A 20,412-nucleotide genomic window follows, 5' to 3' on the forward strand; every position below is an offset into this window, starting at 1 on the left:
ATTAATGATTAAACTCATTATTTATAAAAACTACTTCCATCCAAATATTCAAAAACTTCCGGTGGTAGCATTGGTCTTGTATTTTTTCCGGCTTTTATCATATTGCGGATCTCTGTCGCAGACAATTCTATGATTGGCGCATTGATCTGATGGATATTTTGGTGTTGTATTATTTTCTGTCTGCTGCTCTCAAAAACCTCGTCTCTTTTTTCTTCAACTAAAATTCTCGGATACACTATAATCTGATAATTTTCAAGAAGTAATTCGTAGTTTTTCCATTTGTGAAGGCTTCCCAGATTGTCTTCGCCCATGATTAATGAAAATGAAAAACCCGGATATTTCTCTTTCAGATAAGTCAACGTATCAATCGTATAACTCGGAACTGGCAGAGAAAATTCCACATTGGAAGCACGCATTTTCGGATAGTTTTTGATGGCAAGCTGCACCATATCCAAACGGTTGTGATCCTTGAGCAAAGATTTTTTGTCTTTGAAAGGATTTTGCGGACTTACCACAAACCACAATTCTTCCATATCGGAATTTTCAAGAATGTAATTTCCCAAAATCAAATGCCCAATATGAATTGGATTGAAAGAGCCAAAAAAAAGCCCGATTTTTTTATTGTTTTCCAAATCTGTAAAAGTTTGAACCTCAAATTTAGAGAATAAAAATGTCAATCTGAAATCAAATTCTAATTCATAGTCTGCATTTTCTCAATTAGAGTTTTGGTTTTCAAATGAATAGTTTAATTTTGCATCCGAAACACAAATGAAACCATTTTTTACGCTCCTTTTATTTTGCTTTTTTGTCATCAATTCTGCACAAAAATCGGCTCCGGATTCTCTTCTGTCGGTTTTAAATAGAACAAAAGATCCTGACAAAATTACAAAGCTTCAGAACCAGATTTCTGAAGCCTATCAACCTTCCGACCCAACTGCGATGCAGAAATTTGCAAAGCTTGCTCTTACAAATTCCAGAAAAACAGATCACAAAATCCAGGAAGCAAAAGCCTTCCAAAATATTGGAATTTCTTACATTATTCTAAGTGATTACGACAAAGCGATACAAAATTTTGATGCGTCGGAAAAGATTCTCATTAATCACAATGATCATTCAAAAGAAGCCAAAGAAATCCTGGCTAAAACATTAGGAAGCAAAGGCATTGCATTTTCTGAAAAAAACAATTACGCAAAAGCATTGGAATATGATTTCCGTGCTATGAAAATCTATGAAGATCTGAACAATAAACTTCAGCTGTCCAAGATCTACAACAACATTGGTGTGATTTACAAATCCATTAATGACGATAAAAAAGCTCTGGAATATTTTCTCAAAGCCAACCGGCTGCAAAAACAAGATAACAATCCTGCAGTTGCGGTAAGTGCTTCCAATATTGGATTAATCTATCTTAATCAAAATCAAAAAAACAAAGCGAAACAATACTTTGACGAGAGTTTGAAAGCTTTTGAGATCAATCCAAATCCGCGAGGTCTGGGCGAACTTTATAATAATTATTCCCGGTATTATATATCTGAAAATCAATACGATTCTGCGACTGTTTTTTTGATGAAAGCTGAAGAAACATTTCAAAGTATCGATCACAAATTCGGACTTTCTGACACCTATTTTCTGTTGGGAGAAGTCAGTTTCAATGAAAATAATCTGGAAAAATCGCTTGAGTTTGCAGGGAAAAGTCTGGAAATGGCTAAAGAATTAGACCTTCCGGAAACGCGAATGAACTCTGAAAAACTACTTTCCGATATTTATGATAGGCAGGGAAATCAACAATTGGCATTGCTGCATCTCAGAAATTACAACCTCGAAAAAGAAAATCTCGAAAAAATCATCAACGAGCAACAGCGTCTGAAAACAGAACTCGATTTTCATTATGAAAAATTGCAGCTGGAGAAAAAAGAATCGGCGAGAAGAGAAAAACTGAAAATAGTATTAGGATTTGTGATTCTTGGATCTGCCCTGGCAGGATTGTACGTCTACCTCCGAAACAAAGAGCGGGAAAAAACACTGATGCTGCAAAAGCAACTTGTAGAGTTTGAGCACAAAGCTTTGCATCTGCAGATGAATCCTCATTTTGTGTTCAATTGTCTGGCGTCTATTTCCTCATTCATCATGCAAAATGGGAAGGAAGATGCGATGAAATATCTGTCCAAATTTTCCAAACTGATGCGTTTGACTTTGGAATTTTCTAAGGAATCTGTAATCCCAATTGATAAAGAAATTGAGGCATTGCAGAATTATCTGGAGCTGGAACAGTTGAGATTCAACCAGAAATTTAATTTTAAAATTAGTAAAGATTCTGAAATTGAAGATGATACGGCGATTCCGTCTTTGCTTTTGCAGCCTTATGTGGAAAATGCGATTATCCACGGTGTTGCGCCAAAGGATGGAAGCGGTTTTATTAAAATAGATTTTACGCAGAAAGATGACCAGCTCATTTGCGTGATAGAAGATGACGGCATAGGAATCAACACTTCCCGGGAACTCAAGAAAAACTCTGTGAATGTGCACAATTCTATGGCTTTGGAAATTTCTAAAAAAAGATTGGAAACCCTGGAAGAGCTGGAAAACAGAAAAGTAAATCTGAAAATTGAGGAATTGAAAGATGAAAATAATAACGGCAAAGGAACCAGAATTACGCTGGAACTTCCACTGAATTATATACAAGATTAAGATGATAAAAGCGGTATTAATAGACGACGACGGTAACCTGCGGGAAGGAATGAGGATGATGATCAATTTGTATGCACCGGAAATCCAGATCGTGGGTGAAGCTGATAGTGTGAAATCCGGAACAGAGCTGATAGAAACTGCAAAACCCGACATCGTTTTTTTGGATATTATGATGAATGACGGAACCGGTTTTGACATTCTGGAAAAGCTGAATGAGAAATTCGGAAACGTGGCTTCGCAGATCATTTTTATTACGGCTCACGAAGAATTTGCGATTAAGGCTTTTAGGTTCAGTGCGTTGGATTTTCTTTTGAAACCCGTAAATCCGGAAGAGCTGCAAAGTGTTTTGAAGAAAATCAAAAATGTAATCAGTCAAAATCGGGATAGCAGAAACATTGGCTTGCTACTGGAAAATATTCAAAAAAAACCGGACGGTTTCAAAAAGATTGCACTTTCTACTTCGGATGGGATTCATCTTTTTGAGATCAAAGACATTATCCGCTGCGAAAGCGAAGATAATTATACCAAATTTTTCATTAAAAATCACAAAACCATAATGATCTCCAAAACCTTGAAGGAATATGAGGAACTCCTCAAAGAACAAGGTTTTGAAAGAATTCACCAGTCGCATCTCATCAACCTAAACGAACTGAAATCCTACATCAAAAAAGATGGTGGCTTTGTGGTAATGTCGGACGATTCCCAGCTTCCGGTTTCTCAGCGGAAAAAGGAAAGACTACAGGAAATGATCAGTAAACTTTAAATTCTCATTCAAAATAACCGAATTCTAAATGATGTAATATTTTAGAAAAAAAACAAACTAATTTTAACAATGAAAATACAAATGATGAAAAAACTTTTTTTTTGGCTAGTGTTCCTTTCCATAGGAATGCAGGCACAGATTATTAATATTCCGGATGCTAATTTTAAGGCAATTTTATTGGCTTCTTCTCCTAGCAATACGGTTGCAAAAAACTTAAGCGGAAATTATTTTGCCATAGATGCTAATGGAGATGGGGAGATCAGTTTCATAGAAGCACAGGCTGTAAGTGAACTAAAGGTGCAGCCAAAAATGATTAGCTTTGGTGGTGTTGAAGAACCGGCTTTCAATGAGTTGGACAGAATTATGGACTATGAAGGAGTCAATGCTTTTGTTAATGCCACATCTATTGTATTGAGTAGAATTGCTGTTCCCAATGTTGAATTAAATATATCAGGACTGAATAATTTAAAGCAGTTTTCGGCAATTTTTTATAATTCTGACCCAGGAAAAATATCGTTAAGCAATTGTCCTAATTTAGAATCACTTATTATTTCAGGCATTGAGCTTATGGATAGCAATATCATTCCTCAGCTCAAAAGTCTTAGTTTGAAATATGGTGCTTCATCAGGGAATTTATTTTTGGAAAAGATTCAGAATGCTAATTTGCTGGAATATCTTACACTAACAAGCAGCAGTATTTATTTTGATCCTTCTGAAACATTAATCCTAAGCAACCATAACAATCTCAAATCAGTTAATATCTCTAATATAGGATTTAACAATATTGATCTCAGTCGTTGTGATCAGTTGACATCGGTGTCCGTAAAGGGAAATTATAACTATGGTAATCCTCTGCAAGTTTGCACACTTGATGTTAGTGATTGCCCATTACTTACAGATTTGAACTTGACCAATCCAGATTATAATTCGGGAATAAGCGCACTTCTTGCAAACAATTGCAGTAGTTTGCAAACAATAAAAAGTGATTCACAATTTCTGCAAGCATTGTATGCAAACAATTGTCCATCGCTTAATTTGATAGATTTATATACTTGTAACATTCTTGAAACGAGCAATGTTCCAAGTCTAAAAACCATTTCTGTTGAGAGATTTTCTGGTGAATCTTTTGATGCTACGCCAGCAACTAATTTGGAAGTGTTAAATTTTAATTATTTTAACTACTCAACCAATCCTTATGATAATGTATTTGGATCTTTGAGGAATCTTATAGTTAAGAATAATGCTTTTCTGAAAACCTTGAATCTAAACAATCAACCTATCTCTGATTTGGATATTAGTGGAATGCAATCTTTGGAAACACTTTCAGCGAGTGTATGGTATAAATTAGGTGCTAATCCTCAACCAGATTTTGCTACCAATTTTCTACATCAATTGAATGCAGAGAATTGTAGCTCATTAGAGGAAGTCAATGTAGATGGACAATCTGGGTTAATCGAAGCTAATTTTAAAAACTGTACTTCTCTAAAACAATTTGTATTTCTGCCTGCATTTTTTTTATGGTGGAGGAGCTATTGAAAAACTGAATTTTGAAAATTGTTCCTCTCTTACCCAAATCACAGTAAATCAAACAGAATTGAATGATTTTAATATTAAAAATTGTTCAAATTTGAAAAATTTGTATGTTGCAGGTAATAAGCTGCAAAGTTTAATCTTTGACAATACGCCTAAGATTGAAGAGCTTATGATTGGAGGAAACAAATTGTCTACAATAGATGTGTCCTCTCTTGAGAATCTCAAATTGATGTATTGTCCGGATTCAAAATTTTCAACTTTAGATTTTTCTCAAAATAAAAAATTAGAAGTTATTGCTATTATGGATAATCCATATTTGGAAACGCTTTTCATCAAGAACGGAAAACAGCAGTATATTGAAGAATATGGAGGCGCGTTTGATAATACAAACCTCAAATACATCTGTGCAGACGATTCTGAAATTGAACAAATAAAATCATATTTAGCAAATGCCAATGTCAACTCCTATTGCTCATTCACACCAGGCGGAAACCACAACACTATTTCCGGAACGGTAAAATTTGATGCAAATAACAACGGTTGCGACACATCAGACAACGCTTTCGAATTCCTTAAACTTAAAATAAATGACGGAACAAACTCAGGAGAAACCTTCGCCCAAAACGATGGGAAATACGAGTTTTACACGCAATCGGGTAATTTTAATATCACAGCTCTTGCAGAGAATCCTGCTTTGTTCACTGTTTCTCCTGCTAATTTTTCTACGAGCTTTGCAGATAATAACAACAATGTTTTTACCCAAGATATTTGTGTCACTGCCAACGGAAATCAAAATGACGCTGAGGTCGTGATAGCACCACTTACCAATGCAAGACCAGGATTTGATGCGACTTACAAGTTGGTTTGGAGAAATAAGGGAAATACAACACTTTCCGGGAAAGTAGTTCTAAACTACGACGCCAGCAAAATGACTTTCCAAAACAGTTCGCTTCCATATTCTGTGGCTAGCAGTGGAACTCTGGAATTTAATTATGCCAATCTGAAACCATTTGAAAATACAGCTTCGGAAATTACTTTCACAATCAATACGCCGACCAATTCAACCAATCCGGTAAACTCGGGCGATATTTTGGCTTTCAATGCCCAGATTACGCCAAACAGCACAGATCTTACGCCGGAAGATAACAATTTTGGTTTCAATCATACAGTTGTGAACTCTTTTGACCCGAATGACATCGTTTGTCTGGAAGGAGAGACGATTCCATCTGTCGCAGTTGGGAAATATCTCCATTATGTGGTCAATTTTGAAAATACGGGAACTGCCGAGGCAGAAAATATCGTCGTGAAAATGAATGTTGATCCAACTGAATTTGATATTAATACATTACAACTGCAAAACGCATCTGCTGATGTAGTAACCAGAATCACAGGAGATCAGGTTGAATTTATTTTCAAAAAAATAAAACTTCAAAGTGGTGGTCATGGCAATGTTTTGCTGAAGATGAGATCCAAAACAGACCTTGTAGAAGGTGATACGGTAAATAATATCGCAGAAATTTATTTCGATTATAATTTCCCGATTGAGACCAATGAGTATGTCACAACGATCTATGATGCAAGCTCAATCCTTGCAGCTAAACTCAATTATACGGCATCAGATTTTAGCCAGAATAATTATAAGATCAATTTTGATGCAAGCCTAAGTACAGGAAATATTACAAATTATCAATGGGAATTTTCAGGAAATCCTTCCGTCAGCTCAAACACAAATGTAAAACCAACAGTGACTTACACTGTTCCGGGAAATTACACTGCTAAATTAACTGTTTTTGATTCAAATAATGCTTTATCCACTCAGACAATTACTTTCAATGTTGGAGGGAATGTGGCAGATTTGTCAACAGGAAAGAATTCTGATAATAATTTCATTGCAATTGACTCTGCCGATGACGACTGGAAAGGCTATGATATCAACGGAACAGAAATGACACCAAAAGTAAGACAGACTTTTTCCGGATGGAGTTTTGCCGACATCGGAAATGGAAACAACAGCCAATGGATTTCTTTGAACAATTTTGAAGGATATTACACCTACAAAAGCAGAGATTTCACAGTCCCAGACAACGCAACGGATGCTAAACTAAATCTAAGATCCTTGTCTTTTGTAAGAAACTGGACTTATCTTGTAAAAGTAAATCCAGACGGAAGTGAAGACGAGATAGAAATCACGAGAACGCAATGGATGAGTGACGGTTTCAAAGGTTGGCTCAATAGCAGAAGTCCGAAAGTGGATAATTACAGCCTATCACCGGGAAGATACTACATCAAAGTTATGGTTTACTCAAACAATTCTACCGTGAGACAATCTTTGGATGTGAATGCCATTGTTTCTTGCTCTACAGGATTGATGTATGCTAATAAAATGGTTTATCAATCTCCAACGTTGGGTGTGCAGAATAGTAAAGATTCGGAAATAAAAATTTATCCGATTCCAACTACAGGCTTAATTAATATGATGTCAGACGAGAAGATTAATGCCATAGAAATATATGATTCTGGAGGAAGGTTAATTCAAAAACAAATATATAATCTGCCTTCCAAGGAACTGAAAATTAATATAAATGCTCCAAGGGGAACTTATTACGTGAAAATAAAAACCTCGAAAGACACCACATTACAGAAAATCATTAAGGAATAAAAACGAAGAACCCGATTCAAAGTGAATCGGGTTTTTTTATAATTTAATTTTTAATCTCTGAAATTTACATCTCTAATATTTAAGAAATGAGAAACATTACCCTTCCAATGATTTTCTTCAATGGTAAATGCCAGATCGAAAGTTTTAGTTCTAAACTCTTCAGCAAATTGTCCAAAACGGAATCCGACACATTCGACATTTCTGCCGGTCGTCGGTTGCAAAATATTGAATTTTAGATGCGTGCTTTCTTTTCCCATCAATTTTACATAGCCATTCACTTTTACATTTTTAAGAACCAAAATCGGTTTCATATTTTGAGGTCCAAAAGGAGCTAGTTTTCTATGGAAATTGATGAATTCCCGATTCAGATCTTCAGGATTTACAATACTGTCAACATAAATTGTTGGTTCTTTCTGATGTTCCTGAATATTACTTTTCACATAATCTTCGAAACGTATTTTAAACTCTTCAAACTTTTCTTTTTCCATAGAAAGTCCTGCCGCAGCCTGATGTCCACCAAATTTCATAAACAAATCTGAACAGAACTCCAAGGCTTTATGAATGTCAAAATCCGAAACTGATCTTGCAGAAGCCACCATTTCGCCGTTATTTCCCTCAGTGAAAACTAAAGTTGGCTTGAAGTAATTTTCTATTAATCTGGAAGCTACAATGCCGATCACGCCTTTGTTCCAAATTGGATCGTAAACAATCGTGGAGTATCGTTGGTTTTTGTGCATTTCCAAAGCCTGGCTCATCGCTGACTGCGTAATGTTGATGTCCATCTCGCGGCGCTCATCATTCAAGTTGATGATGTTTTCAACCATTTGCTGAGCTTGCTTCAGGTTGTCCGAAATCATCAGTTCAACCGAAGCTTTAGCATGAGAAATTCTTCCCGCAGCATTGATTTTTGGAGCAATATCAAAAACAATATTTGAAATTTCGAAGTGTGCTAATTTCTCTTCTGGAATTAGTAATCTTAATCCAAACTTCCTTGTTTTTCTGAGGAACTTCAAACCTTGCATTGCCAAGACCCGGTTTTCACCAGTCATTGCAACGATGTCCGAGGCAATACTAATGGCCAGCAGATCCGTTAATTCAAACAATTCACTTTCCGGAATTTTATAGATGGTGTTAAGACCTTGACAAAGTTTGAAACCGACGCCGCAACCACTCAGTTCCTTATAAGGATATCGGCAGTCTTTTCTTTTCGGATCCAGAACAGCAATCGCTTTAGGGAGTTCGTCGCCTGGTAAATGGTGATCGCAAATGATGAAATCCACACCTACGGAATTGGCATAATCTATTTTGTCCACAGATTTAATCCCGCAATCCAAAGCAATGATTAATGAAAATCCGTTCTCTTTTGCGAAGTCGATTCCTTCGTCAGAAATCCCGTAACCTTCAACATTTCTGTCTGGGATGTAAAAATCAAGATATTTTTTGTCAACTATTTTGCTGAGATATAAGTACATCAAAGCCACCGAAGTGGTTCCGTCTACATCATAATCGCCGTAGACCAATATTTTTTCGCCGTTTTCTATAGACGTTGCAATGCGTTCTACCGCTTTTTGCATATCGGCCATCAGGAAAGGATTGTGGATGTCTGTTCCGTTTGGTTTGAAGAATTCGCGGGCTTTCTGATAATTATCAATGCCTCGCATCACCAGGATTTTGGATTCTAAAGTTCCAAAACCAATAGAAGAAATTAATCCATCAACAATTTCTTCGTCCGGCTCGGGTTTATAGATCCATTTTTGACTCATAGCTACAAAAGTAATGAAAAATTTATCGATAAGAAATTAAAAAAGCTACCAATTTGATTGACAGCCTGTATTGAAAATCAAAAATTTTGCGCTTAATTTTTGATAAATTTTTTAGTCTCAACTCCGGATTTTGTTTCAATCGAAATGATATAATTTCCTTTAGGGAAAGTAGAAATATCGACTTTTGAAATATTATCAGATTTAATTAATGAACCTTTGATATCATAAATTTTTATGGATTTAATTTCTTCATCAGATTTTATATTAATGAAATCAGAACTTGGATTTGGAAAAACACTGACCTGGGTTTTATTGATGTCATTTACTGATAATTGATCCAAATCTTTAATGATAATATTGTCAACAATATAACCACTGTTGTAATTATCAAATTCAAAATTCAGTTCATTGGTTCTTATGATTTTATTGCTCAGTGGACTTGTGAAAACCAATTGATTGTCAAGATAATATTTCACATTTTTATCTGTCAGGTGGTCTATTTCTATTCTCAAATTATACCATTTTCCGGCTTCCCAATCTTGGATGTATTTGATGGCTTCATCGCTGTCTGCATACATTCCGCCTTCGTAATCAAAATAAAATCCGCCAGCCCAGGAATAAACGCCATTGTTGTTGTAATAAAGTGACAACATATAATAATCTGAACTGTCCAAATTCTCCAATTTTACATCTGCAGAGATTGAAAGTCTGTTATATTCAGGGATTTTTTTGAAGAGATAGGAGAGGCTTTCGGTATAATTTCCGTTGCTTGTAACCTGAACTGAATTTGCACCGTCTGTAGAATTTCCGTTGATAACTTTGAAATTACTATTGGGAATATCAGTTTTTACCATCCATTCTTTTTGTCCGACTATTGTTCCAGAATTGTAACCTTCAGAAGTTTCAAAAGATATTTTTTGCTGTTGCGCAGATATTGAAATCGATAAAAAAGCCGTTGCTAAAGAGAATAAAAATTTTGTCATAAATCAATTTAAAAATGGAAAGCGAATTTAGAGAAATAATTACGAACTAATTTTAAGTCAACAAAAAAACCTTCCGAAAAAATCGAAAGGTTTAGGTTTTATAATAATTTGTAAATCTATTTCGTGTGATTCATCGCATTAGCATCGATGTTTACGCCAAGACCTTGTGCAACTCTCATCCCAAGTTCTATGTTTGCACGGAAGAAATGACAAAGCTGACGGTTGATGATCTCGTCACGTTTCGGTCCGTCTACACCGCCAAGATGTCCAATGATGTTATTTACTAACGATGTTCTCGCTTCTGTGTCTAGAGCTTTCGTATAGAATAATCCAGGCTGTGTGTAATGGTCATCATCATTTTGATTTCTGTCAAAGTGGGCAACTCGGGAATTGTCCAAGTCGTATTCCAGATTTTTGTAAGATTCTGCAGGTTCTACATCGCTGAAACTATTTGGAAAATAATTTGGCTGGTCACCATAATTAGAATCGCTTGCCATCTGTCCTGCTCTCTGGAAATTATTGACAGCAAAAGGACATCTGTTAACTTCCAGCTGATGAGAATTTACACCAACTCTGTATCTGTGGGCATCGGCGTAAGAAAATAATCTGCCTTGCAGCATTTTATCCGGAGAAAAACTAATCCCATCCACCAAATGGCTTGGCGCAAAAGCAGATTGTTCCACGTGTACAAAATAATTTCTAGGTACTTCATTCAGTTCCATCACACCTACTTCCTGAAGAGGAAACTCGTCTTGGAACCAGACTTTGGTCACGTCAAACGGATTCCAGCGCCATTCTTTTGCCTGTTCTTCCGTCATTGTCTGGATATAAAGTTTCCATTTTGGAAAATCTCCTTTTTCTATGGCATTTACCAAATCTTCCTGAGAAAAATCCGGGTTCTCACCTTTCATTATTGTGGCATCAGCATCTGTGAAATTTTTGATGCCTTGCTGCGTTTTGAAATGGAATTTAACCCATGTTCTTTCATTATTTTCATTAATCAAAGAAAAAGTGTGAGAGCCAAATCCGTGCATATGACGATATCCGTGAGGTATTCCTCTGTCAGACATTAAGATTAAAACCTGATGAAGAGATTCTGGGTTAAGAGACCAAAAATCCCACATCATCGTTTTGCTTTTCAGATTTGTTTTTGGAACACGCTTTTGAGTATGAATGAAGTCGGGGAATTTTTTAGCATCCTTAATAAAGAAAACAGGCGTGTTGTTTCCAACCAAGTCCCAATTCCCGTCTTCCGTGTAAAATTTCAAAGCAAAACCTCTGGGATCTCTTTCTGTATCGGCGCTTCCCATTTCTCCGCCTACTGTAGAGAATCTTGCAAACATTCTGCATGAGTTTCCAACCTGAGAGAAGATTTTTGCTCTTGTCAAATGGCTGATGTTGTGGGTAACGGTAAAAGTTCCATACGCGCCGGAACCTTTGGCATGAACGATTCTTTCCGGAATCCTTTCTCTTACGAAATGTGCAAGATTCTCCTGAAGTATAAAGTCTTGCAGCAAAACCGGACCGCGTGGGCCAACAGTTTGAGAGTCCTGATGTTCAAAGTATGGTGCTCCAACGGAATTGGTGAGTTTTTTCTTATTTTCCATATTTCAGATTTTATTGATGTATGTTATTTTAAAGCTAAATTCGATAAAAAAACCTATTCATGAAACAAATTAATAATTATATTTGTCATAGATAAAATAAATTAGAACCCGTGAATATCCAACAATTAGAATACTTGATTGCGGTTGATAAATATAAACATTTTGGCAAAGCTGCACAAGCGTGTTTTATCACTCAGCCTACTCTTAGCGCGATGATCCAGAAGTTTGAAGATGAGCTGGATGTCAAGATTTTTGACAGAACCACGCATCCAATCAGGACTACAGATGCAGGTGCAGAACTCATCAAAGAGGCTCAAAAAATCATTGATGCCGTGATGGAACTCAAGAGTAAAGCCAATTTTCTCAATAATATTCTGGCAGGTAAAATCAATTTGGGAATCATCCCAACGGTTTCAACTTTTATTCTTCCAAATGAGATTTTTAGTTTTCTGAACAAAAATCCTCAGATAGAACTGAATATCAAGGAAATGACAACCGACAGTATTATCAAATCTCTGAAGTCCGGAGAATTGGATGCCGGGATTATTTCAACGCCTTATAGTGCTGCTGACGAGTTTTATCAGGATTTCCTTTTTAATGAGGAGCTGATGCTTTATTCCGGTGCGGAAGAGGTACAAAAGAAAGATTGTTTTGTTGTTCCGGAAGATATTGATGTGAATAAAGTCTGGCTCCTGGAGGAAGGAAACTGCCTGCGGACACAGTTCGAAAATATCTGTCATCTGAAAGAAAATTCTCTTAAACCAAAAAATCTAGAATTTATGGCTTCCAATGTGAGCACGTTAATTCAAATGGTGGATAAAGTGGGCGGAATTACGATCTTGTCAGAAATTGGAGTTCAACAATTGTCGCAAGAGCAGAAAAAGAAAGTTTCCAGATTTATCAAGCCGTTTCCGTACAGAGAAATCAGCCTGATCTATTACAAACCGACTTACAAACAGAAAATCATAGATGAATTGATTTCCGAAATCCGCAGCTCTATGGAGAAGAAACTTAATTTCTATAAGGATGAAGAAAATTACGTCAGCATAAAACCTGAATAAATTCATACTAACTGAATAGGAATTGATTTTGAAATCTAAAATTTAGTTTGTAAATTTGCATCCGATTTTGAATAAACGGAGGAGAACTTTGACTGATTGCAACCTCAATAAAAAATGCTAAAACAGATTTTTCTTTTTTAGTTCCTTTTTACAATCAGTAGTTTATCCTTAAACAAATTAATATAAAAGGAATTTATTTATGTCTTATTTATTTACGTCCGAATCAGTTTCTGAAGGACATCCGGATAAAGTTGCAGATCAGATCTCTGATGCACTTATTGATCATTTTTTAGCTTACGACAAAAACTCAAAAGTAGCTTGCGAAACACTTGTGACCACTGGTCAGGTTGTTTTGGCCGGCGAAGTGAAGTCAGAAGCTTATCTTGATGTTCAGCAGATTGCAAGAAATGTGATCAATAAAATTGGTTACACAAAAAGCGAATATATGTTCAACGGTGACTCTTGCGGTGTGATCTCTGCGATTCACGAGCAGTCTCCGGATATCAACCAAGGTGTTGACAGAACATTGGATGAGACTGATTTCGAAACCAGAGCAAATGCTCAAGGTGCCGGAGATCAGGGAATGATGTTCGGATATGCAACCAACGAAACCGAAAATTATATGCCTTTGGCGTTAGATCTTGCACATCAGATTCTTAAAGAATTGGCAGATCTTAGAAGAGAAGGTTCAGCGATTCCTTACCTTCGTCCGGATGCAAAATCTCAGGTGACTATTGAATATTCTGATGATCACAAACCAGTGAGAATAGACAGCATTGTAGTTTCTACACAGCACGACGATTTCGGAAGCGAAGAAGCAATGTTGGCTAAAATCAAAAAAGATATTGTTGAAATCTTGATTCCTAAGATCAAAGCTAAGCAAAAACCTGAAATTCAGAGTTTGTTTAATGGCGATATCAAATATCATATCAACCCAACAGGAAAATTTGTAATTGGTGGTCCTCACGGAGATACAGGTTTGACGGGAAGAAAGATCATCGTGGATACTTACGGTGGAAAAGGTGCTCACGGTGGTGGTGCATTCTCTGGAAAAGATCCAAGTAAAGTGGACAGAAGTGCGGCTTACGCAACAAGACACATTGCGAAAAATTTGGTTGCAGCTGGTGTTGCAGATGAGGTTTTGGTTCAGGTTTCTTATGCAATCGGTGTTGCAGAACCTTGTGGGCTTTACATCAATACTTACGGAACTTCCAAATTGGATATCAACGATGGCGAGCTGGCTAAGAAAGTTCAGCAATTGTTTGACCTTAGACCTTACGCCGTTGAGAAAAACCTTAAGCTAAGAAATCCTATCTATATCGAGACTGCAGCTTACGGACATATGGGGAAAGATTATTACGTAGCTGATAAAACCTTCAATAAAGGTCTTAAAAATGAATTAACTTTGAAAGACTTGGAATTTTTCACCTGGGAAAAACTGGATCGAGTAGAAGACATCAAAAAAGAATTCGGACTTTAATCTGATTCTTATAAAATTATAATCAAAACTGCTTTGTCTTGGGATGAAGCAGTTTTTTTAATTAATTACGCTTTCAAGCATCTGTTTTGTTATTTTTGTCGTAAATAAGATTAGAAAAATGAAATCAAAACTTTATATCCTTATTATATTATTGTCCTTCTGTGGTTTTGCAAAGTCCCAATTGACGATGCATAAGTTTGTCACAGCAGGTTATGTCTATCAAAACCAAAGTTTTGGGGAAATAGGAGGTAAGTTGCTTTTCCTGAGTAATGACGATGTTCTCTTCAGAGTTGGAGCGTCTGCATTAATGGGTTCTGCAAATAATAAGTTTGCAATCATGCCAAAAGTAAATGCTGATTTCCTGTTAAATTTTCAGAAAAATGTAGACTTCTACCACGCGCATTATTTCATTTTGGGAGCAGAAGCTACTAATAAATATATTGCTCCGAAGGCAGGATTCAGTCTTTTTGGGATTCTGGATTTAACTGGAGGCTATGGTTTTTCAATCGATAAAGAGGGAATTAACGGCAAAGAGCTGAAAGGCCTCAATATCAATTTCACAATAAATATCCCATTAGTTGTACTTAATTGATTTAACTTTTTAATTTTTTTTGCATCAAATTAAAAGAATTTGAAAGTTTAACAATCTCTTAACGTTTTGTTTTGACTTTTTTATTACTTTTACAAACCTAAATTACAGCGTATAGAATAAAATTACTTTTTTTAAAATAAATCAACCGAGCCAGACTAAATTAGTTATTAATGTAATTAATGAACTGCTGGGTTTTATATCAAAGAAGTAAATATTATGAAAACGCAGACTGATAGCCAACTGATTCTTCAATATCAAAACGGCGAAGAGAAATCTCTTTCCTTACTTATAAACAGGCACAAAAAAGATCTTTTCAGCTTTATCTATTACAAACTGATGGATGAGGATCTTGCAAATGATATCTTCCAGGATACATTTATCAAAATCATTGTGACACTGAAGGAAGGCCGCTACAAAGAGGAAAACAAATTCATCCTTTGGGCAAAACGTATCGCTCACAATTTGATCATTGATCATTACCGACTCCAGTCAAAAAACATCAAAATATCCGAAACATCTTACGAAAATGAAGAGTTTTCTATCTTTGACATTATCAAAGAGCCGGAAAATAATATTGAGGACCGTTTGATAGATAAGCAAATAAATGACGATCTTTTGAGAATGCTCGTAATGCTTCCGGAGAACCAGCAAGAGGTGATAAAGCTTAGGTTTTTCGATGGTCTCAGCTTCAAAGAGATTGCAGATCATACAGATACGAGTATTAATACGACATTGGGCAGAGTAAGATATGCGTTGATCAACCTTAGAAAGATTATGGAAGAACATAATATTATTTTGACAAAATAATAAATATTTAATAATAAAGATTTTCTTTTGGCGTTATTGTTGTAAAAGTCAGCCTATGAAAAAAAACGACACTTTAACAACGAAAGCTTTGATGCCGAAAAAAGAAATAATCGATTTTCTGATGAACTATTCCAAGAATATTCATCCAATAAAAACTAAGAACAGAAAAACCATTTTAGTTTCGAAGAACTAAGCATTTTTAGATTTTAAATAATTGATTTTTTATGATTGAACTTTCCTACGTGGATCAAAAATGATTAGATTTGTGCCTTATGAAAAACATAAGGCACATTTTTTTTGATCTCGATAATACACTTTGGGATCACCGCAAAAACGCATATTTGACCATCAAAGAATTATTTAAAAATCAGGAAATTTCCGAAAAATATAACATCGATTTTGAATTGTTTCACGATGCTTATCACGAGATCAATGAAAAACTTTGGGAACAGATCCGCGATGGTGAGATTGATAAGGAACATCTAAGAAAGTACAGATTTTACAACACCTTCTTAAGATTTGAAGTTGATAATCAGGTGTTAGCAGATTATTTTGAACATCATTTTCTTGATGAAATTTTAAAATACAATGAACTCGTTCCCGGCGCAGCGGATTTACTTGATTATCTCGAAGCTAAGGGATATAAAATGCACATCATCTCCAACGGTTTCCAGGAAGTGACTGAAAGAAAATGTATTCTTTCCGGAATTGCCGACTATTTTGAAACCATAACAAGTGCAGATTCTGTTGGCGTAAGAAAACCCAGACCCGAAATTTTCCAACATTCGTTAGATCTTGCGAGAGCTGAGAAATCTGAAAGTATTTTGATCGGCGACGACTGGATTGCAGATGTAAAAGGTGCGCAAAGATTCGGAATCGATGTTATTTTCTTTGATGTTTACAATGATAATCCTCAGGAAGAGAATCTGAAAGTCATCAAAAATCTATCAGAAGTCAAGCAATATTTATAAAACAAAAGCCTTTCAATTTGAAAGGCTTTTTTTATGGGTTGAAGTTTGTAGGATTAGATTCCTAAACTTTCTCTTACTCTTGTAATGGTCTCTGTAGCGATCTTTCTTGTTTTCTGAGCGCCTTCCTGAAGTTTTGCTTCGAGCTCTGGAAGGTTATTCATATAGTAATCGAAAGTCTCTCTTTCCTTCGCAAATCTTGTTAGAATCAAATCTAGCAATTCTTTTTTAGCGTGACCGTAACCGTAGTTTCCAGCCAAATATTTCGCTCTTAATTCTTCCGTTTGTTCAGGCGTTGCAACCAACGCGTAGATTGCAAAAACTTTATCTGTTTCCGGATCTTTCGGATCTTCCAATGGTGTAGAATCTGTTTCGATGGACATTACCTGCTTTTTCAGTTCTTTTTCCGGCAAGAAAATATTAATGATGTTTCCTCTCGATTTTGACATTTTGTGTCCGTCGGTTCCGGGAACATATTTCGTGTCTTGTTGCAATTCTGCCTGAGGCAAAACCAAAACGTCTCCCATTTGATTATTAAATCTGGAAGCCACATCTCTTGCAATTTCCAAATGCTGAAGCTGATCTTTCCCAACCGGAACGATTTCAGCATCATACAATAGAATATCAGCAGCCATCAAAATTGGGTAAGTGAAAAGTCCGGCATTCACATCGCTCAATCTGTCTGCTTTATCCTTGAAAGAATGTGCCAATGTTAATCTTTGGTAAGGGAAAAAGCATGACAAATGCCACGAAAGTTCGCAGGTTTCCGGAATGTCACTTTGTCTGTAGAAGTATGTTTTTTCAGTGTCTAGTCCGCAGGCAAGCCAAGCTGCAGCAATTTCGTAGGTGTTTTCTTTAAGTTCAACAGCGTTTTTAATCTGCGTTAAAGAATGAAGATTGGCGATGAACAAAAAGGATTCGTTCTCGGGTTTTTTGGATAATTCGATAGCGGGAATAATTGCTCCCAAAAGATTTCCCAAATGTGGTGTTCCGGTGGCTTGTATTCCGGTAAGGATTCTAGACATTAAGATTTAGATTTTATAAAATTCAGTTGACAAAAATAGGAAAGATTAAATGTTTAGCAAAGTATTGATTTATTTGATTTCAATTTTCTCTCCGCCAAACGTCGGGTCGACCCCAAACAGCAGATCTACAAACACCTTTGCTTTTGCAAGATATTCCCGGAGATTGGTTTTAATTCCGGCATATTTATTCACATCTGCAGCATTATAACCATAAGCGGTAAGTCCATTTTTCTGAGCCAGAAAAACAGCTCTTTCATTATGGAATCTCTGCGAAACAATAATGAATTTCTCCTGTCCGAAAATTTCCTTCGCTCTCACAACAGAATCCAAAGTTCTGAAACCTGCAAAATCTTCGAAGATTTTATCTGCCGGAATCCCTTCTGCGATAAGGTCATTTTTCATTTCTTCGGGCTCGTTGTATCCTTCAACCGAATTGTCACCACTTACGATAATATATTTAATCTTACCGGCTTTGTACAATTCTGCTGTGGCTTTGATCCGATAAGAAAAATATAAATTCGGATTTCCGTTGCTCAAAGTTTTGCTTGTTCCCAGTACTAAGGCTGTTTTACAACTTGGGATTTTGCTGACATCAGTGTAGAGAAATTCATCACTCTCGTTTTTGATCGTGTAATTGGCAAAGAGGATAAAAAGAAATCCTGCCACAAAAAGCAGCAGGAATATTTTGATTAATTTTTTAAATAGTTTCATTTGTGTTTTCTGTGTTTATTTAAAAATCCAAACCATTTGGAAAAGCCTTCTTTCTGAAAATATAAAGAAACAAAGCTCCAACAGTAATAGAACTGTCTGCAACGTTAAATATATATTTGAAGAACTCAATTCTGTTCCCGCCCAAAACAGGAACCCAATCCGGCCAAACGGTATCAACCAAAGGGAAGTGCAGCATATCCACCACGCAGCCTTTCATCAAATCTGAATATCCGTGACCAATTTGCGTCAATTTGGAAACGCCGCCGTAATCTATCCATCTTTCGGAAGCTGCGTCATAAAAAGTACCGCTGTCGAAAATCACACCATAGAAAATACCATCAAAAACATTACCGATTGCGCCGGCAAAGATCATCGCCATTGGAATAAGGAGATAATTGGAAGCGCCTTCTTTCAGCCATTTTTTGAAAAGAACCACCATCCCAATCGCAAGGACTACTCTAAGTAATATTAAGGCATATTTTCCCCAAAGTCCTCCGAAATGAAGTCCGTAAGCCATTCCCGGATTTTCTACAAACGTCATTTTGAACCAGCTAAGTCCAAAAACATTCACGCTTTCACCAAGGTAAAAATGGGTTTTGACAAAGATTTTTGAAGCTTGATCTATTATGAGAATCAATAATGTGACTAGTGCGATAATTGTTTTCTTACTCATTACAATCCTTTTGGTTTGGGCGTTCTGATGATTTTTTTATCCTTTCTGTCCGTGATCTTTTGGATTGTTTTTTTATTATGAAAATTATTCTTCGTGTGAAACTTTTCGAATTCAATGTTCATATCTTTCAGGACACTTTTCAGTGCAGTTAGTTCCATTGCGTTTTTTGGGTGTACAATTATGGATTCCATTTTTGTATATTTTTTAGTTTAAAATCAGGATCATATTAATTTTCCTTGAAGAAAAATTTTTGCAAATGTACTTCAAATTACTTATTTCTTAGACAATTCATCCAGCCTTTTGCGTTCTTTTTCCGTAAGATCATCCAATCCGTTTTCCCCTATTTTACTAAGCAGTTTGTCTATTTCGTCCTGTCGTTCCTTGCGCTTTGCGTTGAATTTGTCATCAATGGTATAATATTTCTGCTCCGGTTGAAAAATATTCTTGACCGACTTACTCTTAAAAACAAAAAATCCGATCAAAATAACCACTAATAAAATAATAATGACTGTCATATTTATAAAAAAAATACAAAGCAAAAGTGCCGCAACACCTTATGCTTTGTATTAGAGTTTTTACATTATACGTTGTACTTAATACTTTTTTACAACAATTTATCGCTGCATATTTTTAGCTTCGATGCTCAAAGTTGCGTGAGGAACCGCTCTCAATCTTTCTTTCGGGATCAGTTTTCCGGTTACTCTGCAGATTCCGTAAGTTTTGTTTTGGATTCTGATCAATGCGTGTTTCAGATCACGTACAAATTTTTCCTGTCTTCCTGCCAGGATAGAATTCTGCTCTTTGCTCAATGTTTCTGCACCTTCTTCAAAAGCCTTGAAGGTTGGTGAAGTATCATCCGTTCCATTATTTTGGTCATTGATAAAACTTTCTTTTATTAGCACCAAGTCGTGTTCCGCTTTATCAATTTTATCTTGGATTAATTTCTTGAATTCTTGCAGATCAGCATCACTATATCGTAATTTTTCGTCGGCCATTTCCATTGTTATTAATTGTTCAAAAATTTATTTTTTTGGCTTTTTACATTTCAGCAGCCACGCTTTTTTATTAATTGACAATTATAGAAATAAAATTTAAAAAA

Annotated in this window: 20 protein-coding genes; 10 read left to right on the forward strand and 10 right to left on the reverse strand. The window is 35.9% G+C overall.

Going from position 1 to position 20,412, the window contains the following annotated elements:
• Positions 1 to 17: 17 nt before the first annotated feature.
• The gene (nadD, locus tag OPU68_RS01390) at positions 18 to 632 is read right to left on the reverse strand and encodes a nicotinate (nicotinamide) nucleotide adenylyltransferase (RefSeq protein ID WP_498472168.1); all 615 of its coding nucleotides are present in this window, start codon (positions 630 to 632) and stop codon (positions 18 to 20) included.
• Between the two features lie 136 nt (positions 633 to 768).
• On the opposite strand from nadD, the gene OPU68_RS01395 reads away from it, so the two are divergent.
• From OPU68_RS01395 to OPU68_RS01410, 4 genes are all read left to right on the forward strand, one after another.
• Positions 769 to 2,688 carry a tetratricopeptide repeat-containing sensor histidine kinase gene (locus tag OPU68_RS01395; protein WP_498472169.1) on the forward strand — a complete coding sequence of 640 codons (1,920 nt, stop codon included), beginning with the start codon at positions 769 to 771 and terminating at the stop codon, positions 2,686 to 2,688.
• Between the two features lies 1 nt (position 2,689).
• Positions 2,690 to 3,451, forward strand: a complete 762-nt coding sequence (locus OPU68_RS01400) for a LytR/AlgR family response regulator transcription factor (RefSeq protein WP_498472170.1) — start codon at positions 2,690 to 2,692, stop codon at positions 3,449 to 3,451.
• A 69-nt stretch (positions 3,452 to 3,520) separates the two neighbouring features.
• On the forward strand, positions 3,521 to 4,987 hold the full coding sequence (locus tag OPU68_RS01405; RefSeq protein ID WP_498472171.1) for a hypothetical protein: 1,467 nt from the start codon (positions 3,521 to 3,523) through the stop codon (positions 4,985 to 4,987).
• Positions 4,988 to 5,078: 91 nt separating this feature from the next.
• The gene (locus tag OPU68_RS01410; protein WP_498472172.1) at positions 5,079 to 7,643 is read left to right on the forward strand and encodes a DUF7619 domain-containing protein; all 2,565 of its coding nucleotides are present in this window, start codon (positions 5,079 to 5,081) and stop codon (positions 7,641 to 7,643) included.
• Positions 7,644 to 7,693: 50 nt separating this feature from the next.
• Here the strand turns inward: OPU68_RS01410 and recJ are convergent, their stop codons facing one another.
• The 3 genes from recJ to OPU68_RS01425 form a co-directional block, all read right to left on the reverse strand.
• Positions 7,694 to 9,406, reverse strand: a complete 1,713-nt coding sequence (gene recJ, locus OPU68_RS01415) for a single-stranded-DNA-specific exonuclease RecJ (RefSeq protein ID WP_498472173.1) — start codon at positions 9,404 to 9,406, stop codon at positions 7,694 to 7,696.
• 92 nt (positions 9,407 to 9,498) lie between these two features.
• Positions 9,499 to 10,389, reverse strand: a complete 891-nt coding sequence (locus tag OPU68_RS01420) for a T9SS type A sorting domain-containing protein (RefSeq protein ID WP_498472174.1) — start codon at positions 10,387 to 10,389, stop codon at positions 9,499 to 9,501.
• Between the two features lie 116 nt (positions 10,390 to 10,505).
• Positions 10,506 to 11,996, reverse strand: coding sequence for a catalase (locus tag OPU68_RS01425; RefSeq protein WP_498472175.1), 1,491 nt, complete (start codon positions 11,994 to 11,996; stop codon positions 10,506 to 10,508).
• Positions 11,997 to 12,106: 110 nt separating this feature from the next.
• Here OPU68_RS01425 and OPU68_RS01430 point away from each other — a divergent pair, with 110 nt between their 5' ends.
• From OPU68_RS01430 to OPU68_RS01455, 6 genes are all read left to right on the forward strand, one after another.
• Positions 12,107 to 13,057 (forward strand): hydrogen peroxide-inducible genes activator, encoded by a 951-nt coding sequence (locus tag OPU68_RS01430; protein WP_498472176.1) that lies wholly within the window; start codon positions 12,107 to 12,109, stop codon positions 13,055 to 13,057.
• Between the two features lie 199 nt (positions 13,058 to 13,256).
• On the forward strand, positions 13,257 to 14,537 hold the full coding sequence (gene metK / locus OPU68_RS01435) for a methionine adenosyltransferase (protein WP_498472177.1): 1,281 nt from the start codon (positions 13,257 to 13,259) through the stop codon (positions 14,535 to 14,537).
• Positions 14,538 to 14,655: 118 nt separating this feature from the next.
• Positions 14,656 to 15,129 carry a hypothetical protein gene (locus OPU68_RS01440; protein ID WP_498472178.1) on the forward strand — a complete coding sequence of 158 codons (474 nt, stop codon included), beginning with the start codon at positions 14,656 to 14,658 and terminating at the stop codon, positions 15,127 to 15,129.
• Between the two features lie 216 nt (positions 15,130 to 15,345).
• The gene (locus OPU68_RS01445) at positions 15,346 to 15,936 is read left to right on the forward strand and encodes an RNA polymerase sigma factor (RefSeq protein WP_498472179.1); all 591 of its coding nucleotides are present in this window, start codon (positions 15,346 to 15,348) and stop codon (positions 15,934 to 15,936) included.
• A gap of 55 nt (positions 15,937 to 15,991) precedes the next feature.
• Complete coding sequence (locus OPU68_RS01450) at positions 15,992 to 16,129, forward strand: hypothetical protein (protein ID WP_232704573.1); 138 nt, start codon at positions 15,992 to 15,994, stop codon at positions 16,127 to 16,129.
• Positions 16,130 to 16,208: 79 nt separating this feature from the next.
• Positions 16,209 to 16,907, forward strand: a complete 699-nt coding sequence (locus OPU68_RS01455) for a YjjG family noncanonical pyrimidine nucleotidase (RefSeq protein WP_498472180.1) — start codon at positions 16,209 to 16,211, stop codon at positions 16,905 to 16,907.
• 53 nt (positions 16,908 to 16,960) lie between these two features.
• Here the strand turns inward: OPU68_RS01455 and trpS are convergent, their stop codons facing one another.
• The 6 genes from trpS to OPU68_RS01485 form a co-directional block, all read right to left on the reverse strand.
• The gene (trpS, locus tag OPU68_RS01460) at positions 16,961 to 17,929 is read right to left on the reverse strand and encodes a tryptophan--tRNA ligase (RefSeq protein WP_498472181.1); all 969 of its coding nucleotides are present in this window, start codon (positions 17,927 to 17,929) and stop codon (positions 16,961 to 16,963) included.
• A gap of 69 nt (positions 17,930 to 17,998) precedes the next feature.
• Complete coding sequence (locus tag OPU68_RS01465; RefSeq protein ID WP_498472182.1) at positions 17,999 to 18,640, reverse strand: SanA/YdcF family protein; 642 nt, start codon at positions 18,638 to 18,640, stop codon at positions 17,999 to 18,001.
• Between the two features lie 19 nt (positions 18,641 to 18,659).
• Complete coding sequence (locus OPU68_RS01470; protein ID WP_498472183.1) at positions 18,660 to 19,313, reverse strand: lipoprotein signal peptidase; 654 nt, start codon at positions 19,311 to 19,313, stop codon at positions 18,660 to 18,662.
• On the reverse strand, positions 19,313 to 19,504 hold the full coding sequence (locus OPU68_RS01475) for a DUF2683 family protein (RefSeq protein WP_498472184.1): 192 nt from the start codon (positions 19,502 to 19,504) through the stop codon (positions 19,313 to 19,315). Before OPU68_RS01475 ends, OPU68_RS01470 begins: the two co-directional genes overlap by 1 nt.
• 81 nt (positions 19,505 to 19,585) lie before the next feature.
• Positions 19,586 to 19,828 carry a DUF6576 domain-containing protein gene (locus tag OPU68_RS01480; RefSeq protein WP_498472185.1) on the reverse strand — a complete coding sequence of 81 codons (243 nt, stop codon included), beginning with the start codon at positions 19,826 to 19,828 and terminating at the stop codon, positions 19,586 to 19,588.
• 99 nt (positions 19,829 to 19,927) lie between these two features.
• Positions 19,928 to 20,308: a TraR/DksA family transcriptional regulator gene (locus tag OPU68_RS01485; protein ID WP_498472335.1), complete on the reverse strand. Its 381-nt coding sequence runs from the start codon at positions 20,306 to 20,308 to the stop codon at positions 19,928 to 19,930.
• Positions 20,309 to 20,412 lie beyond the last annotated feature (104 nt).

This window comes from Chryseobacterium sp. TB1-D10, from assembly GCF_059803555.1.

Coding starts and splice junctions, on each gene's coding strand:
- OPU68_RS01395 (WP_498472169.1), top strand. CDS start 769: ATGAAACCATTTTTTACGCTCCTTTTATTTTGCTTTTTTGTCATCAAT.
- OPU68_RS01400 (WP_498472170.1), top strand. CDS start 2,690: ATGATAAAAGCGGTATTAATAGACGACGACGGTAACCTGCGGGAAGGA.
- OPU68_RS01405 (WP_498472171.1), top strand. CDS start 3,521: ATGAAAATACAAATGATGAAAAAACTTTTTTTTTGGCTAGTGTTCCTT.
- recJ (WP_498472173.1), bottom strand. CDS start 9,406: ATGAGTCAAAAATGGATCTATAAACCCGAGCCGGACGAAGAAATTGTT.
- OPU68_RS01420 (WP_498472174.1), bottom strand. CDS start 10,389: ATGACAAAATTTTTATTCTCTTTAGCAACGGCTTTTTTATCGATTTCA.
- OPU68_RS01425 (WP_498472175.1), bottom strand. CDS start 11,996: ATGGAAAATAAGAAAAAACTCACCAATTCCGTTGGAGCACCATACTTT.
- metK (WP_498472177.1), top strand. CDS start 13,257: ATGTCTTATTTATTTACGTCCGAATCAGTTTCTGAAGGACATCCGGAT.
- OPU68_RS01440 (WP_498472178.1), top strand. CDS start 14,656: ATGAAATCAAAACTTTATATCCTTATTATATTATTGTCCTTCTGTGGT.
- OPU68_RS01445 (WP_498472179.1), top strand. CDS start 15,346: ATGAAAACGCAGACTGATAGCCAACTGATTCTTCAATATCAAAACGGC.
- OPU68_RS01450 (WP_232704573.1), top strand. CDS start 15,992: ATGAAAAAAAACGACACTTTAACAACGAAAGCTTTGATGCCGAAAAAA.
- OPU68_RS01455 (WP_498472180.1), top strand. CDS start 16,209: ATGAAAAACATAAGGCACATTTTTTTTGATCTCGATAATACACTTTGG.
- trpS (WP_498472181.1), bottom strand. CDS start 17,929: ATGTCTAGAATCCTTACCGGAATACAAGCCACCGGAACACCACATTTG.
- OPU68_RS01465 (WP_498472182.1), bottom strand. CDS start 18,640: ATGAAACTATTTAAAAAATTAATCAAAATATTCCTGCTGCTTTTTGTG.
- OPU68_RS01470 (WP_498472183.1), bottom strand. CDS start 19,313: ATGAGTAAGAAAACAATTATCGCACTAGTCACATTATTGATTCTCATA.
- OPU68_RS01475 (WP_498472184.1), bottom strand. CDS start 19,504: ATGGAATCCATAATTGTACACCCAAAAAACGCAATGGAACTAACTGCA.
- OPU68_RS01480 (WP_498472185.1), bottom strand. CDS start 19,828: ATGACAGTCATTATTATTTTATTAGTGGTTATTTTGATCGGATTTTTT.
- OPU68_RS01485 (WP_498472335.1), bottom strand. CDS start 20,308: ATGGCCGACGAAAAATTACGATATAGTGATGCTGATCTGCAAGAATTC.